Source organism: Pseudomonas sp. URIL14HWK12:I6, assembly GCF_000514195.1.
Classification (GTDB): Bacteria; Pseudomonadota; Gammaproteobacteria; order Pseudomonadales; family Pseudomonadaceae; genus Aquipseudomonas; species Aquipseudomonas putida_A.
The window spans coordinates 139233-153909 of the sequence record NZ_AZVL01000005.1; the positions used below are offsets into that span (position 1 = coordinate 139233).

13 protein-coding genes and 2 pseudogenes are annotated in these 14677 nt (G+C 52.3%); 9 read left to right on the forward strand and 6 right to left on the reverse strand.

All coding sequences use genetic code 11. The features are described 5' to 3' along the window. Positions 1-35: 35 nt before the first annotated feature. Both H043_RS0110715 and H043_RS29055 read right to left on the reverse strand, forming a co-directional pair. Positions 36-719: a M15 family metallopeptidase gene (locus H043_RS0110715; RefSeq protein ID WP_027611856.1), complete on the reverse strand. Its 684-nt coding sequence runs from the start codon at positions 717-719 to the stop codon at positions 36-38. 172 nt (positions 720-891) lie between these two features. Next, positions 892-1455, reverse strand: coding sequence for a TetR/AcrR family transcriptional regulator (locus tag H043_RS29055; protein WP_218187159.1), 564 nt, complete (start codon positions 1453-1455; stop codon positions 892-894). Between the two features lie 526 nt (positions 1456-1981). On the opposite strand from H043_RS29055, the gene H043_RS0110725 reads away from it, so the two are divergent. The 3 genes from H043_RS0110725 to H043_RS0110735 all read left to right on the forward strand — a co-directional run bounded on the left by H043_RS0110725 (position 1982) and on the right by H043_RS0110735 (position 5403). Then, on the forward strand, positions 1982-2728 hold the full coding sequence (locus tag H043_RS0110725; RefSeq protein WP_027611857.1) for an SDR family oxidoreductase: 747 nt from the start codon (positions 1982-1984) through the stop codon (positions 2726-2728). A gap of 133 nt (positions 2729-2861) precedes the next feature. Then, on the forward strand, positions 2862-3773 hold the full coding sequence (locus tag H043_RS0110730; RefSeq protein WP_027611858.1) for a LysR family transcriptional regulator: 912 nt from the start codon (positions 2862-2864) through the stop codon (positions 3771-3773). 505 nt (positions 3774-4278) lie between these two features. Beyond that, a complete protein-coding gene (locus H043_RS0110735; RefSeq protein ID WP_027611859.1) occupies positions 4279-5403 on the forward strand; it encodes a DUF3800 domain-containing protein in 1125 nt (374 codons plus the stop codon). Between the two features lie 239 nt (positions 5404-5642). Here the strand turns inward: H043_RS0110735 and H043_RS30240 are convergent, their stop codons facing one another. Next, positions 5643-5972, reverse strand: coding sequence for a hypothetical protein (locus H043_RS30240; RefSeq protein ID WP_155953478.1), 330 nt, complete (start codon positions 5970-5972; stop codon positions 5643-5645). Between the two features lie 466 nt (positions 5973-6438). Between H043_RS30240 and H043_RS0110745 the strand changes: the two genes are divergently transcribed. Both H043_RS0110745 and H043_RS0110750 read left to right on the forward strand, forming a co-directional pair. Next, positions 6439-7551, forward strand: coding sequence for an alkene reductase (locus H043_RS0110745; protein ID WP_027611861.1), 1113 nt, complete (start codon positions 6439-6441; stop codon positions 7549-7551). Between the two features lie 422 nt (positions 7552-7973). Beyond that, positions 7974-9095: an alkene reductase gene (locus H043_RS0110750; protein ID WP_027611862.1), complete on the forward strand. Its 1122-nt coding sequence runs from the start codon at positions 7974-7976 to the stop codon at positions 9093-9095. Between the two features lie 278 nt (positions 9096-9373). Here the strand turns inward: H043_RS0110750 and H043_RS0110755 are convergent, their stop codons facing one another. Next, positions 9374-9877, reverse strand: a complete 504-nt coding sequence (locus tag H043_RS0110755; protein ID WP_027611863.1) for a TetR/AcrR family transcriptional regulator — start codon at positions 9875-9877, stop codon at positions 9374-9376. 676 nt (positions 9878-10553) lie between these two features. Here H043_RS0110755 and H043_RS0110760 point away from each other — a divergent pair. After that, positions 10554-11330 carry an isocitrate lyase/phosphoenolpyruvate mutase family protein gene (locus H043_RS0110760; protein WP_218187160.1) on the forward strand — a complete coding sequence of 259 codons (777 nt, stop codon included), beginning with the start codon at positions 10554-10556 and terminating at the stop codon, positions 11328-11330. 391 nt (positions 11331-11721) lie between these two features. On the opposite strand, the gene H043_RS31000 is transcribed toward H043_RS0110760, so the two are convergent. Next, complete coding sequence (locus H043_RS31000) at positions 11722-12066, reverse strand: LysR substrate-binding domain-containing protein (protein WP_081730208.1); 345 nt, start codon at positions 12064-12066, stop codon at positions 11722-11724. A 105-nt stretch (positions 12067-12171) separates the two neighbouring features. Then, on the reverse strand, positions 12172-12732 hold the full coding sequence (locus H043_RS0110765; protein ID WP_027611865.1) for a LuxR C-terminal-related transcriptional regulator: 561 nt from the start codon (positions 12730-12732) through the stop codon (positions 12172-12174). A gap of 151 nt (positions 12733-12883) precedes the next feature. On the opposite strand from H043_RS0110765, the pseudogene H043_RS29060 reads away from it, so the two are divergent. The 3 genes and pseudogenes from H043_RS29060 to H043_RS29065 form a co-directional block, all read left to right on the forward strand. Beyond that, a pseudogene (locus tag H043_RS29060) lies at positions 12884-13567 on the forward strand (beta-ketoacyl synthase N-terminal-like domain-containing protein); the annotation flags it as partial. 9 nt (positions 13568-13576) lie between these two features. Beyond that, positions 13577-13909, forward strand: a pseudogene (locus H043_RS29715) (MFS transporter); the annotation flags it as partial. A 42-nt stretch (positions 13910-13951) separates the two neighbouring features. Next, positions 13952-14620: a hypothetical protein gene (locus tag H043_RS29065; protein ID WP_049827849.1), complete on the forward strand. Its 669-nt coding sequence runs from the start codon at positions 13952-13954 to the stop codon at positions 14618-14620. The last annotated feature ends 57 nt before the right edge of the window (positions 14621-14677 follow it).

Sequence of the window (14677 nt, forward strand, 5' to 3'; positions counted from 1 at the left end):
TCGTAGATGGTGCCGTGGATAAAGAGGGCAGCCTGCTACTCGCCAGGCAATACGATGTTGGTGATGTGAGCTCTCAAGATGTTCGGAAGCTGTTCGAGTACGAGTTCTTTTCCAAGCATGTCAGCCTCTCGAATTACGTCCGCGAGCAGCTCGACCGTGACTAACTGCAGAGCAGGCATAGATAGCGGGGCGTAGCTGAGATGCCAGGGTTCTGGGTACATGCCGCCCTTGAAATATTTGTATGGCCGGAAAAAACCATAGGCTTCGATGTTGGCATCGAGCCAGTGATGCAAATCAGAGAAAATGCCTCCTGGAGCAGTCTCCTCGGGCAAGAGCTTGGGCACGTAGTCGGATGGCATCGCCGCGGCATCAATCACATCGATTTCAGTGCCCCATTGATGCCGGCTTCCTCCAGGCAATGCGGACCAATTTAAGATGCAGCTGATAATTTCAGAGGGTGAAAGCGAGCTGTAATCGCGCGGGCGACCCTCCAAATCGTAAAGCGGTTTCTGCCCGCTAAATTTCCCATTCCAAATCCGCAGTTGCGTTCTGAAATCACGAAAGCTGCTGTAAGGCAGGAGATCGATACCCGAGCGCCGAGCTTCTGCTCGCATGTCCAAGAATGCCTCAGCTGCTTCTGGTTGAGTCGCGAATCTAGGTTCGGAAAACTGGACGATGTGTGTCCGTGTGCGTCCTGTCAGTTCCAGTTCATTGAGCATGATATTCAGCGCCTTTAATTTGGTAGAGAGCTGGTACCAATGAAATTTATAGGGCCGACAAGAAGAGAAGGGAGCCAACAAAAAAAGTTGACATCTAAAAGGGGAAGGCGAAGGGCGGGTTGGTCACCCGCCCTGGCAGGATCACGATCTGATCCCCCGATCGCTAAACCAGTCATGCTGCCTTTGCTTTGGCACGTTTGATTTTAGGACCAGATGACAGTTCGAGTAGACGTGCCTTTGTCGATTCAAGGATGAGATCGGAAAGCTCCGGATCGTCGACAATTCGCGACATCGTGACGGCCCCGATCATGGACGAAAGCGTAAAAATCGCATCAGCCTTTGCCGACTCCGGATCTTTGTAACGGCTACGTTTAGCCATGAGCTCGATCAAACCCTCAAACCCCGATGACGCAGCGCGACGAGTCTCTGCATCTGCGCGGGCCAGTTCGCTACCCATGGCAACCAAAGGGCAACCGCCCAAACGATCGTCACGATAATCCGCGGAAAGAAAGTCTTGGATATGCTGCAAGAACGTCTCATCACCGCCATCCACGGCGATTTCTGCGGCACCCACCAACTCTTCCATACTTACAGCACAGGCTTCGGCAACGAGTTGTTCTTTCGACTCAAAATGACGGTAAAAACCGCCATGCGTCAGTCCTGCTGCGGCCATTATTTCTGACACGCCGGTGGCATTGATGCCGTTGCATTTGAACACTTGGGACGCGACGTTCACGATCCGCTTCCGTGTTTCTGCCGTCTCTGCTTTTGATTTCCTCATTTCAACAGTCTCTCCTATCTACCTGGCGCTGCGGCTCCGCGCGGCAGCAACCGACCATAATGATTAAAGCTTATCAAATTAATCTAACCCACACACTTAAAACGGATATTCGGTCACATCTCATCATCTATATGTACCTTGTCTGATCTCCGATGACCCGCAAGACAGAGTGCCGATCGCGCTTGAATGGCCATTCTCGTCGATTCGCTGCTACCACCTTTAGCTTGACCACCCATTCCCGGCAGTCTTAGCCGATCTGCCCGGAATACCCGATGCGCGGCTGTCGAGGGCTACGGCGCGATTTTCATTTAATCGATTTTCGGGAAGGTGTAACCCGTATCTGCCGGATTATCCAAATTCCTCGCGGCAGGCATGATTTCCCCACAGCAACGTCGCCGCTCCGCTTTTAGCAGATTTGGAAGGCGATGATTGCAACATTGGGCGCGCATCCGTGCGTTGGTTACTCGACAGGAGATACGACATGAAACTGAAAAACAAAGTGGCTTTCATCACGGGTGGTACATCAGGTATCGGTTTGGAAACGGCCAAGCTTTTTCGAGCTGAAGGCGCAGAGGTGGTGATCGTTGGTTCTAACGCTGATCGCCTGGAGGCAGCAGGTCGTGAACTGGATGGCCAAGCAACGCTTATCCAGGCTGATGTGCGCAAAGTGGCGGACATTGAACGCGCTGTCGAAGAAGCACGTTTGAAATTCGGACATATCGACATCGTCTTTGCCAATGCCGGCGCCAGCACAGTTGCTCCGTTGGAGGCGATTACTCCGGAGTACGTCGAAGACAACCTGGCTTTGAATTTCAACGGCACTTTTTTCACGATCCAAAAAACCGCTCCGCTCATTCCTGCCGGCGGCAGCATCATCGTAACCACGTCCTTCCTGAACACCATCGGCATGCCCGGGTTGTCGATTCTCGCCGCTACAAAAGCGGCAGCACGTTCACTGGTACGTACCTTGGGTGCCGAACTCGCTCCTCGTGGTATCCGGGTCAATGCAATCAGTCCGGGCGCGATCGCCACGCCGTTCTACGGCAAGATGGGATTGAGCGAGGAACAACTGGGTGACGTCGCTGCTGGCCTGCAACAAAAGATCGCGCTGAAGCGGTTTGGTGAAGCGTCGGAACTGGCCAAAAGCGCGCTGTATCTCGCAAGCGATGATTCATCGTACACCACAGGCATTGAGCTGGTAGTGGACGGTGGTCTGACACAGTTCTAATCACGCTTTATCACGAGCGACCGCGCTAGCAAAAGCTAAGTGCGGTCGTTTTTTTTCGGGCCTTATGCGCGCGTATCTCGCAATGTCAAAATCTCCTACACTGGCGGCGTTTACCCTGAAATGGACAAGTGATTTGGACCGTCTCGAAGCAATGGCGATGCTGTTAACCGCTGTTGATAAAGGAAGCCTCTCTGCTGCGGCCCGAGAGCTGCGGATTCCGGTATCAACGCTAACTCGTCGTGTTACTGATCTTGAAGAGCATCTCGGAACAAGACTGCTTACGCGTACGACGCGCAAGCTGACGTTGACTGATGCCGGTGCTGCCTACATTGCAGCAGCGCGGCGAATTTTGGACCAGGTCAATGATCAGGAGCGAGAGGCAACAGGCGAATTTACGGCCCCCCGAGGTGAACTGGTCATCGCAGCTCCCGTGCAATTTGGGCGGATGCACGTGCTGCCGATCATCAACGATTTTTTGTCCCTGTTTCCCGACATTACGATCAGGTTGCTTCAATCCGATCGCAACGTAGATCTCGTCGACGCACACGCTGATCTGGCGATCCGTATTGGAGAGCTAGCCGACAGCAGCATGATTGCGACGGGCGTTGGGTATCTGCGACCGACCCTCTGTGCCAGCCCTTCCTTTTTGGAGAAGTACGGTATACCCAGTGAACCGGATGCACTCACGAAAATTCCGTGTGTTGTGTTCAACAGCCCGTATCTTTCGCCGTGGCGTTTTCGAATGCCCAAAACAGGGAAAATTATCGCTGTTCCCGTAGAGCCGCGTCTGCAGGTGTCTGCCCCCGATACCGCGGTGGATGCGGCTGTTTACGGGATTGGAGTGACGTTGGTGCTCCAGCACGATTCCGCCGAGGCGGTTGGGGACGGTCGGTTGGAGATCTTGCTTCCAGAGTTCGAGGTCGAACCGGTTCCGGTGCACATGATTCACGTATCGCGTAATTTGATGCCGATCAAACTCCGTCGCTTCATTGATTTTGCTGCACCAAAGCTTAGAGAGTCATTGTCTCAGTTTGGGAAGGCGTGATCTGCGGGGGAGGTTGTGCGAGCACGAAATCATGTGAGGCAAGACCGACGAAATCTTGCGCCCAACTGATCCGCAACACTTATGGTTCTGAATAAAAGCCTTAGACGTTGAATAAGTCGGGGGTACCGCTCGAAGGCGAGTCTGCATCCATCGATAAAACAAAGTGGAAAACCCGATCGGGCCTTGGGCCTTGGGCCTTGGGCGTTCAGGCGCTCAAGTGGATTGTTTGCCGGATCGTTTCCCAGCGCAAACGCATGGTGGCGAACATGTGTTTGATCCAGTTATGCGCGCATGAATGTGCACGATCCAAAGATGTGCTGATGCGACCGCCAACGCATCGAACGAATGAGATCAAGTAGCGGCTGCCGCGTTAAGAAGCATCGATCTGATTGGCGCGAGGTAAGTGGGACATACGCATACAGTGGATTTTTTCTCTCCTTCAGGCGTTAATCATGCGCCGTTGCCGTTGCCGTTGCCATTGATCAAACCTCCTCAGGAACGTGAAATGTCGCAAAAAATTTATTTCGATGAGTCTGGATTCACTGGTAACAACTTGCTGCATCCAACGCAAAATTATTTCGCCTACGCTTCGGTCGCAACCGACGACGATGAGGCGAAAGCATTGGTCGATAGGATCACCAAGAAGTACAACATTCAGGGGGGAGAGCTTAAAGGCGCCAACCTGGTGAAGTTTTCGAAGGGCAGGAAAGCCATTACGGAGGTGCTCGATGCATTCGATGGCCGTATCAAGATTTCCATCTCCGACAAGAAATTTGCCCTCGCTGGAAAAATTCATGAGTACATTTTCGAGCCCTGCTACTCCGACATCAGCTCTCTTTTCTATGGCATAGGTTTCCACCGATTCATCGCAAACGTGCTCTATATGGAGTTCATTGCGCGGGGCGCTGGCGCGGAAGATCTTTTCGCTGAATTCGAAGGCTTGATGCGAGACAGTACGAGGCCTGACCTCGAAACCATTTTCTCGTCTTCAGCTGTCGCACAGCATTCCGACACCATCAGGTTGATCCGTGAGTTTGCCCAGATGCGTCACCAGGACATCCGGAGTGAACTGGAATCATTGGCTGACGGCGAGACCGGCAAGTGGGTGCTTGATCTGACCAATACGGCCCTTTACACCTTGCTGGCGAATTGGGGCACCGAGCATGACGTGCTTACCGCAGTCTGTGACCATTCAAAGCCTCTGCAGCACAACCAAGAAATGTTCAATGGGATGGTGGGTAACACCGAAAAACTTTTTTCTGATATAGGTGGAGATCGGCATCCCATCACATTCAATCTGTCCGGCCCTATCGAGTTCGCATCTTCGCATGACTCTCATGGTATCCAGATCGCTGACGCCATCGCCGCAGCTGCGGTGTATGTTTTTTCGGGGGCACGAGATGACGCAGCTGATCATTGGCGGCACATAATCGCCCGCCAGGCTCACTATGGCAGCGTGATACCCGACACGGACGAGCTCAGATCGCAATTTCGCCCCCAGCTGAATGCCCTGGTGCTACAGCATTTGCATCAGCGGGCTACGGACGGTATCAGCCTTACCGATGGAATGTCTCAAGCCATTGCGGATCTGGTGCGCAGTCTCAAATTCTCGCCATTCCATATGGCATAGTGGGCATCTGGACTGGTCCAAGAAAGAAGATCTCCAGCCAAGCGACATCGATCTTCGAATCATGTTGGAAAAAGTGGAAATCAGGCATAAACGTCTGACGAAGACACCTTGTTTAGGTGACTTCGTCAGTGGGTGCTCAGCATCAGCGGATGAGTGTTGAGCAGAAGGGGAGTTGCCCCAATTCGGCCGATTGGCCACTCCTGTTTCCGCTGCTCATCATATCGCCAACCCCCTTGAAGTTATTTTTGGTTCAACGACCTGGCCAGCTCGCGTTGAGCTTCAATTGAGGAAATAAGATCCCCTAGGCGCTGCAATTCGTCTGTATCGCGGGCGACGCGATCTTGCGGCATCTCGTACCCGCAAGCAGTCATCGCAGCGTTGTCGAAATGGCGACGCTCCTCCCAGCTAAACACACCACATTCTTCAAGTTCATGCACGCGACCTTTGAAGATGCCGAGTCGATAGAGCTTTGTGGTGTCGTTTTGTGTCTCGAGTTTTGTCAGTTCGATCGCGAGCTCATTGAGCTTGCGAGCTTTCAATTGCTCAATCGATTCTGGAACAACTGCCATCGTTAGACCCCTCAATTCGTAAACGCCAGAAAGGTGGTTCCTCTGCCAACGCTGCCCCATTTGCGAATGGCAAGACGGCGAGATTATCTGAAAAAGATTCTTCTGTTTACTCGATCGCTTCGATTTCACCACCTGGCAACGAAAGCCTGTTTCCTTCAGGCCTGCCCTGTATCCACTGTGCATGACCGAAGCCAGGAACACCTTCCGCTCTGGTGCACGTTCGTTTTCCTATCAAGGGATATCCCCATTATGTGGGGAAATGTTTCTCAGAAATGCCGGATTCTGCTTTGAACGCTGCCTCTCTAAACTCGTGTCCATTGGGTCAACAAGCCAGATTCGCTGGATTAGAGACCCTGGCTTCAAACAGGAAGACGCGGTATCTGAAAGCTCGCAGCGTAGTCGTGAGGGCAGACAGCCAATTGCAATTCTCACCTACTCATAGTGATTTTTTTGCAGGAGAACGATCATGTCGAAACTCTTTTCTAACGTCAAAATTGGCCAGTTCGAACTTAATCACCGAGTCGTGTTGGCTCCGTTGACTCGTATGCGTGCAGAGGATGGTGCGATTCCTGGTGTGCTGATGGCTCAGTATTATTCTCAGCGAGCTTCCAACGGTGGTTTCCTGCTCACTGAAGGTACCGCCGTATCACCTGGTGGGAATGGATACTTCGGCGCCCCAGGGCTCTATGACGATAGCCAGATTGCAGGCTGGAGTCGTGTAGTGGCAGGTGTTCATGCCAAAGGCGGTAAAATATTCTCCCAGCTTTATCACGCAGGACGTCAATCGCATGATGACTTGCAGCCTAAAGGTGAACGGCCTGTAGGGCCTTCAGAGATCCCGCACAATGGCATGGCTTATCTCGAGGGCGGATGGACGCCGAGTACTCCGAACCGTGCTCTGACCCTAGACGAAATTCCAGGAATCGTGGAACAGTTTCGTTCTGCTGCAAAACGAGCTTTGGCCGCCGGCTTCGACGGCGTTGAATTGCATGGCGCTAACGGTTACTTGCTGGATCAATTCCTGCAAGATTCGGTCAACCAGCGTACCGATGTGTACGGTGGTTCGTTCGAGAACCGTGCACGCTTGCTGATCGAAGTGACCCAAGCAGTTATCAGTGTTTGGGGAAGCAATCGAGTCGCAGTCCGTCTGAGCCCGGCCAGTATCTTCAACGACATGGGTGACAGCCAACCGATGGAGCTTTTCACTTACGTCGTGCAGCAACTGGATAAATTGGACCTTGCTTACCTGCACTTGATTGAACCGCGTATCAACGGTGTTATCGAGGACGAGAACGTCGACCAAGAAGCTATTGCTTCGAAGCATCTGCGTCAGCACTTTTCGGGGATCATCATCACGGCGGGTGGCTATAACGGAGACTCCGCGAGAGCCATCATTGAATCAGGCGATGCAGACTTGGTGGCCTTTGGTCGTCACTTCGTGGCAAACCCTGATCTGCCAGAACGGTTGCGTCGCGACTTGCCTCTGAATGCATATGATCGCCCAACCTTCATGGGTGGCAATGAAGTGGGCTATACCGATTATCCATTCTACTCCGAAGAAAGCGCCGCTGTTGCTTGATGATTTTGAGCCATGCATCAAAAAAGGCCTGTTCTCCACAGGTCTGTTTTTTTGTTTCAAAAACAGAAGTTGATCCAAAGCCGAACCCTGTGATTTCGCCACGACGACTGACAGCTCCTTCTCCTCAACTTGGTCGCGCCCCGCAAAAAAAACGTCATTCGAACGCCCTTGACGGCTGTTTGTTTTAGGGCTATTTCATTTGAATGTATCTATCTAACGATAGATGCATAAAAAGGATCGCTTGAGCTGAATAGGAGCTGTTGCAGTCATCATTGGAGTGGTGCTGCCAATGGAAGATGGCGTCATGACGAGTCGGCGAAGAGTTGCGTATGGTAACGAATCGCTGCGATCTAAACCTCAGCGTAAGGACGCGGGTCAGTGTATTCGCGATGCCTATCGCTCCGCGCTTCAGGAGATTACTAATGTCCACACCTGAGCCTCAGAAACTCTTCACACCTGTCCAGATTGGCGATATCACACTCAAACACCGCGTAGTAATGGCACCACTTACCCGCCTCAGGGCCACTCTTCCTGACGGAGTACCCAGCGACCTCATGCTTGAGTACTACCGTCAACGAGCATCAGATGGTGGGCTTATTATCACTGAATCAACCGCAATTACGCAGTCCGGGCATGGCTATTACGGCGCCCCAGGAATATACAATACGACACAGGTCTCCGGGTGGAAACGCATTGTTGAGACTGTGCATGCTTACGGTGGCCGTATGTTCGCCCAGCTATGGCATGCAGGCCGCTGCTCACATACCTCCGTCACCCAATCGACGCCAATCTCAGCCTCTGTTGATGCTACGTACTGGACGGATGACATCAATATGGTGTCAACGGTTGAGGGCTTCCAGTTGCCGTCTCCACATCGAGCATTGCAAACGCACGAGATTCCTGAACTCGTGGAGCAGTATCGAAGCGCCGCTGCAAACGCAAAAAATGCAGGCTTCGATGGCGTCGAGCTGATGGCGGGTAATGGGCATTTGATGGATCAATTTCTACAAGACATCAGCAATAAGCGCACCGACGATTACGGCGGTTCGCTAGAGAATAGAGTGCGGCTTCTCATTGAAGTGGTGAATGCAATGGTCTCCGTTTGGGGCTCTGGCCGAGTCGGAGTCCGTATTGCGCCAAGCGGAACGTTTAACGGAATGGGGGACAGCGATCCCAAAAGCCTGTTTCGACACCTGGCGAGTCGTCTCAACGTGATTGGATTGGCTTACCTACACGTGATTGAGCCAAGAATCAAAGGCGGAGAAACACTTATTGAAGGGCAGGATCCCATCGCCGCGAGGGACCTCTGCCGCTATTTCAAAGGCCCTATAATCGCAGCAGGTGGATTTGAGCCTTCCACAGCAGAAACAAGCATCGCGGGCGGTGATGCAAACCTGATTGCGTTCGGTCGGCATTTCATAGCGAACCCGGATCTGCCAAAACGAATAGAACGTGGGTTTCCTCTCAATCCGTATGACCGAAACACTTTTTACGCGTTCGATGAGCGCGGCTACACGGACTATCCATTTTATGATCAGAGTTAAGAGGTGTTCGCTCTAGATACAAACGGTGTGAAAGACGGCTTTTTTTCCTGACATGGCCGTCTTTTGCACGTGCAAAAATGTGCATCGCTTACGCGAGGGGCTGTGCAGTGGAGAACCGACACCTGTCAGGAGGGAAGGGTGGTTGTCTCCTGAGGATTTTTGATCAGATGACGAATACGCGCGAGGACCATCACTTAACTGTCAGGCTGCTTTGTAAGGACGGATGGCCGAGCACTGGTAATCCCATTTGCTTCTGCAATACCGTCTGTTCAAATATGCTACAGCATCCCACGGGTCGCACGATCGTAAGCTTTGATATCCCCTAGGGCATTGGTGAGCAGCAAGGCTCCGACGATCGTCGACAGCAGTTGAGATGCTCCGTCAACCGTCATACCTTGATTGGTCATTCTCTCCAGGCACATTTCGAAGAAACTCTGCACCGCAGCCGCGACTTTCTCGGGTAAATCCCTCGTTTCAGCACCCAATACCGTACTTGGGCACATACGATCAACTGAGTAAACTGTTCCGCGAAATGCCCGGACCCACACTTTTATGCAGTCAGGATCAGCATCAAATTCGTTGTCAATCAACTCTGCGATACGCTCGGTATAACGGTGAATGACCGACGCGGCGAGCACCTCTTTGGTGGGAAAGTGATAGTGAACGGTAGAGCTCTTGACGCCTACGTCTGTGGCAATTTCTCGAAAACTAAAACCATTGAATCCACCGATCCGCATTCGCCGTTCGGTAGCATCCATGATCGCGACCCCGATGTCGCTCATAGTTTTGCTCCTTAATCATTTCATCGACAGCAATTATTTTATTCATTATGGGCATATTTGATACCTGTCTGGAATCTCGACGAGAATTAAAATGTGTTTTTCGCCCATGGCGAAAGCGTTTCTGCGGTGACTGCGAGGTCGTTATCCACGCTGTGGAGGCGCCATACCCTTGGAATCCTAAATTTGAGGCATCTACGCCCTTGTTGCCAAGGTTGACGGCAGTCACATCGCCTAGCCTTGAAATTGGGGCGAGTCAAAGCGGGCGGGAACCCGGCAGCTGCTTTCGCTCTCTTTTGCACCTTCGTGGATGCTGCCTATCAGCACAGTTTTTCGACGACAAAATGCGATTAATGCTGCCTATTTTCACATCGGATGAGTTTTTGAGAGCACTCGTTTAGCTTTCTCGAAGTTCTGAGCTGCAGAGCCAGCGAAAAGAAGTGTCTTGATTGTTTGCAAGGCGAAGCTTGGAAGCCGTCTCGCTCAACGATCGGTCCGGCCACACGTACGAAGGAGGTTAGACACGGGACAACAACTGCTCTATCGTTAGATAGAGAGTCGTGACCGGAGATACTGCGGCCCTGTTTTGAAATTTGAGCCCTTGCAGCCGGTTTCAAAATATCGACGCAATCCCTTTACAGCACGTGACTCCTTTTGCGATACGGCAATGAGGATGGCAATGATGGATCAAATCGAAAAAGCAAGGCGTTTTGCAGAGTTACACCAAAAGGGAAATCCCCTTTTGCTTTACAACGCTTGGGATGCTGGTAGCGCAAAATCCATATTTGAGTGCGGAGCGAAAGCTATCGCGACTAGCAGTTGGTCAATGGCTCGGGCTCAAGGCTATCTCGATGGTGAATTGATCCCATTTAGTCTGATGGCACAGCTTACCAATCGCATTGTTGCAACCATCAATGCCCCCGTTAGCTTGGATTTTGAAGGAGGCTACAGCGGAGATGACGATAATGAGCTCGTCTTCAACGTCTTGGAATTATTAGACCTTGGAATCACTGGTCTCAATTTTGAGGACAGAATTGTCAAAGGGCAGGGCCTCTATGAGGTCGATCACCAGGCAAACAGAATTGCCATTATCCGTGAAGCAGCCGATATGATGGGCGTTCCTCTATTCCTCAACGCGCGTACCGATCTCTTCCTCAAAAAAGACGGAAGGCCCGAGAACGACATGGACGAGGCAATTAAAAGAGCCCAGGCATATGCCGCCGCGGGTGCTTCAGGCTTTTTTGTCCCAGGTCTTGTTGAGGACAATTTGATACGCGAAATCTGTGACAGCACTGTCCTACCTGTGAATGTGATGCTTCTTACCGGCATGTCATCGATCCGTACATTGTCCACGCTAGGGGTGGCGCGAATCAGCTTCGGGCCTACACCCTACGTACAAACAATGAACGTCTTACAAAGCGCGGCAACAGTGCTTTTCTCTAAGGGAGGCTACTGAGTTGCAGTCGCGCCCGACTGATCTGAGAGGGAGCGATCAGCGCCCTCTACGCAATCCGACCGCTGCTCACCATGGTTCGGAAGTGCTTACGCTTATAAAAGTTATGGCCAAGGTGAAAACGATTCCTTCCCCTCTAAGGTCGGGTGCTTTCGCAGTCGCGTAGTCTACGAAGCTGCGCACTCGTGCAGTGGCCTTGCGGCTTTCTCGATTTACGAGGTATGCCGGGATCGCAGGCGGTGCAAATGCGGGGAGTAGCTCTCGCAGCTGCCCGCCCGCACGCACGCACGCACGCACGCACGCACGCATATAATGATGAACCTGATAATTCAGACAGCGGGTGATCCCGACATTGGCCAACGCGGCTTCGATCGCTTCTTGTTGTGTGGTGCATTCAAGACCTGCGACTTAGCTGTTGGACATGGGAATAACGCCACTCGAGGTCACCTGCCTCGGGGCTACCAACAACCGTCGAGTGGGCGAACATGTCCTGGGGTATCTGTGGCTCACCTTGTCGTTGCAGATAGCCTGGGCTTGCGCAGAGTACTGAGCGAACAGCACCCACTTTGCGTGCAACCATCGATGACTCTGGCGGTGCGTCAATCATGAACGCAACGTCCACATCTTTTTCATAGAGACTGGGAAAGCACGTAGTCGGTTCGCTCTCACGGAATCGTGGAGAGCAGCTGAGATAAAGCTCAATTACGCGCTCTTGAATCGAAGCCTGTATCGATGGAATGCATTCGCCTTGGTTGAAGAGTTTTGAAGGTACACATGGGCGCTTCGGGAGCCGGCTTGGATTTCATTTTTAGTGCGGAGCCTACGACTCTGAGCGTGCGCATTTCTATCGTTTCGATACCAACTCTGCGCTGTTTTTGGCCTGGAGTTTTTTCATCAACCTCGATCTGTGTACCTCCACGGTACGGTGGGAAATCGACAGCTTTCGGGCAATTTCTTTGCAGGAAAGCCCGTTTACCACGTGCGCCGAAATCTCTCGTTCCCTGGGCGTCAGATTGACGGTGGGATTGAAGACACGATCCATCCGCTCGAAATGCCACACCATCAGCTGGAAGGGGTCATCAGGCGTCAAGGTGTAACCATCGGCGCGCGCCCAAAAGACTTCACCGCTCTGGTGCTGCATGAAGCGCTCATCGGAATAGGCACCGTTGCGAGCGTGACGCAGCCAGTTCAAGCTACGGTCTCCAATGGCTTGATAGTCCGCTTGCGAGGGATACAACTTGAGAATCAGCTGCTCTGCCAGGTCCTCACGCTGATAGCCAAACAGGGTCAAAAACGCTTCATTGAAATCCAGCATTCGACGGTGACCGGTGATCACTTGAGGCGCAGGTGAGACTCGAAACGCTAAGCGCTCCAGGTCCTCCAGATGGCTTAAGTTCTCTGTCATCGGGTCGTCCCGTCACTCTTCTCTCAAGCAGCACTGATTTGAGCTTCGTCTGACTTGGCTACTCATCCATGTACGTAGTTGCACGGATAGCAAGCAAGGTTTTCTGTGGCCATTGTAAGCAATGTCAGTTCATTGCGTAGGAGAAAAAACAATGGCCAACAATTCTGTCTCCATCGTCGCCGCCGGTCACAGTCGCTTCGGTCGATTGAGCGATCAAACGCTGGAGGATCTTATCGTTCAGGTCAGTCGTCAGGCCATGGATGATGCGGGCATCGAAGCCTCACAAATTGACGCTGTATTTCTGGGTAATTTCAACTCCGGCATGGTTCCAGATGGCTTCCCAGCGTCTCTTGTATTGCAGGCCGATCCTGGGTTGCGCTTTAAACCAGCGACGCGATGCGATAACGCTTGCGCCTCAGGTTCAGCAGCCATCCTTGCAGGCATTAATGCGATCCGATCTGGTTCCGCTGAGTTAGTGCTCGTGGTAGGGGCGGAAAAGATGACCTCCAACACCACTGCTCAGGTCACACGTGCCCTAGCGGGAGCCGGGTATCAAAATGACCCCGTTGAAGCGGGTCTGAGCTTTCCTCAGGTGTTTGGCTTGGCCGCCCGGAGATATCACGATCGCTATCAAGATCCGATGTCTGCCATGGCGGCGATTGCGACGAAAAACCATGGTAATGCCATGGCAAATCCACTCGCGCATATGCACAAAGCCATGACGTTTGAACACTGCAATACCGTCTCCGAGAGCAACCCTGTGATCGCCGCACCGCTGCGACTCAGCGATTGCTCACTCATTACCGACGGAGCTGCCGCGATCGTCTTGGCATCGGCCAATCGTGGCCTCTACGCTTCGTCCACCTATGCCACGATGAGCGAGTTACTGCCGACCCGTATACGTTCGACCGGCATTGCCGTCGCCTACAACATTCCCGTCGCGGTGTTCGGCGGTAGCGCACCTTTTATCTAAACGTGGCTGATTCAGTACACCGGTGACATCAGTTCGCCATGGTATTTCTATATCGGAACAGGCATTGTCTCCCTGGTTGCTTTGAGCATCCTGCGTAAAGAAGATTTTGTCGCCTGCAACAACGGTGGCCAGGCTCCAGATCTCGCAGTACACCCGCGCCATGTGAAGCCGCGTGATGAGTTGCGAGCAACCTCTCATTGCTAGCTTCCATGTCGTGACGACCTGAATGACATGAGGGGGCATTGAGTGGCACAGATTTGCTTTGATTTCAGTGGCATTAACAACGTCTATGTCGCCGCGCGGCGCAACGACAGACAAACTGTGGTCTTCGAGGTTACAAACGGACTCGGTGTCTTCGTCTTCATGATGTTTTTCTCAGACGACGATGAGTCTAAAGATCAGTTGTTTCTATACCTGGCGCGCACCCAGCGGATGATTGAAAGGAAAATGTACGGCCGGCACAAGGTTTATGAACCTCAGTTCAATAAATTCCAGGTCTATTTAACGGATCAACATCAGCAATACATTCGTGAGGAGCTTGGGCTCGAAGGTGGAGGCAACGCATTCGACTTCGATGCGTTTTTGAGTGCGCTCAATAAGGCCATACCCCAGCAGCTGAGTTTGGCTGACCTGCAGGAAAACTGTCAGACCCATAGAGATGCATTTGCCTGCCCCGAATTGCGTCGGGTGGTTGACGAGGCGCACAAGATCTACCTCATCGGGCACAAGCAATTACCAGAGGGGAAGAAGCCCAGGGAGAAAACACTTCGTAAGCTCTATCTTCACGTCCAGGCTGACGCAGGCGTGCTGGAGCATTTTATTGAAAAGCTTAAGCGTTTAAACAAGACGCTTGCCTGGACGGATAAAGCCGAACGCGCAAACGGCAATATTCGACAGATTCTCAGCACCCTGTAGCACCCATTTTTCAGTGTGCCCCGGGACAACGATTGGCCCGGGTAGCACTGAGGTGTT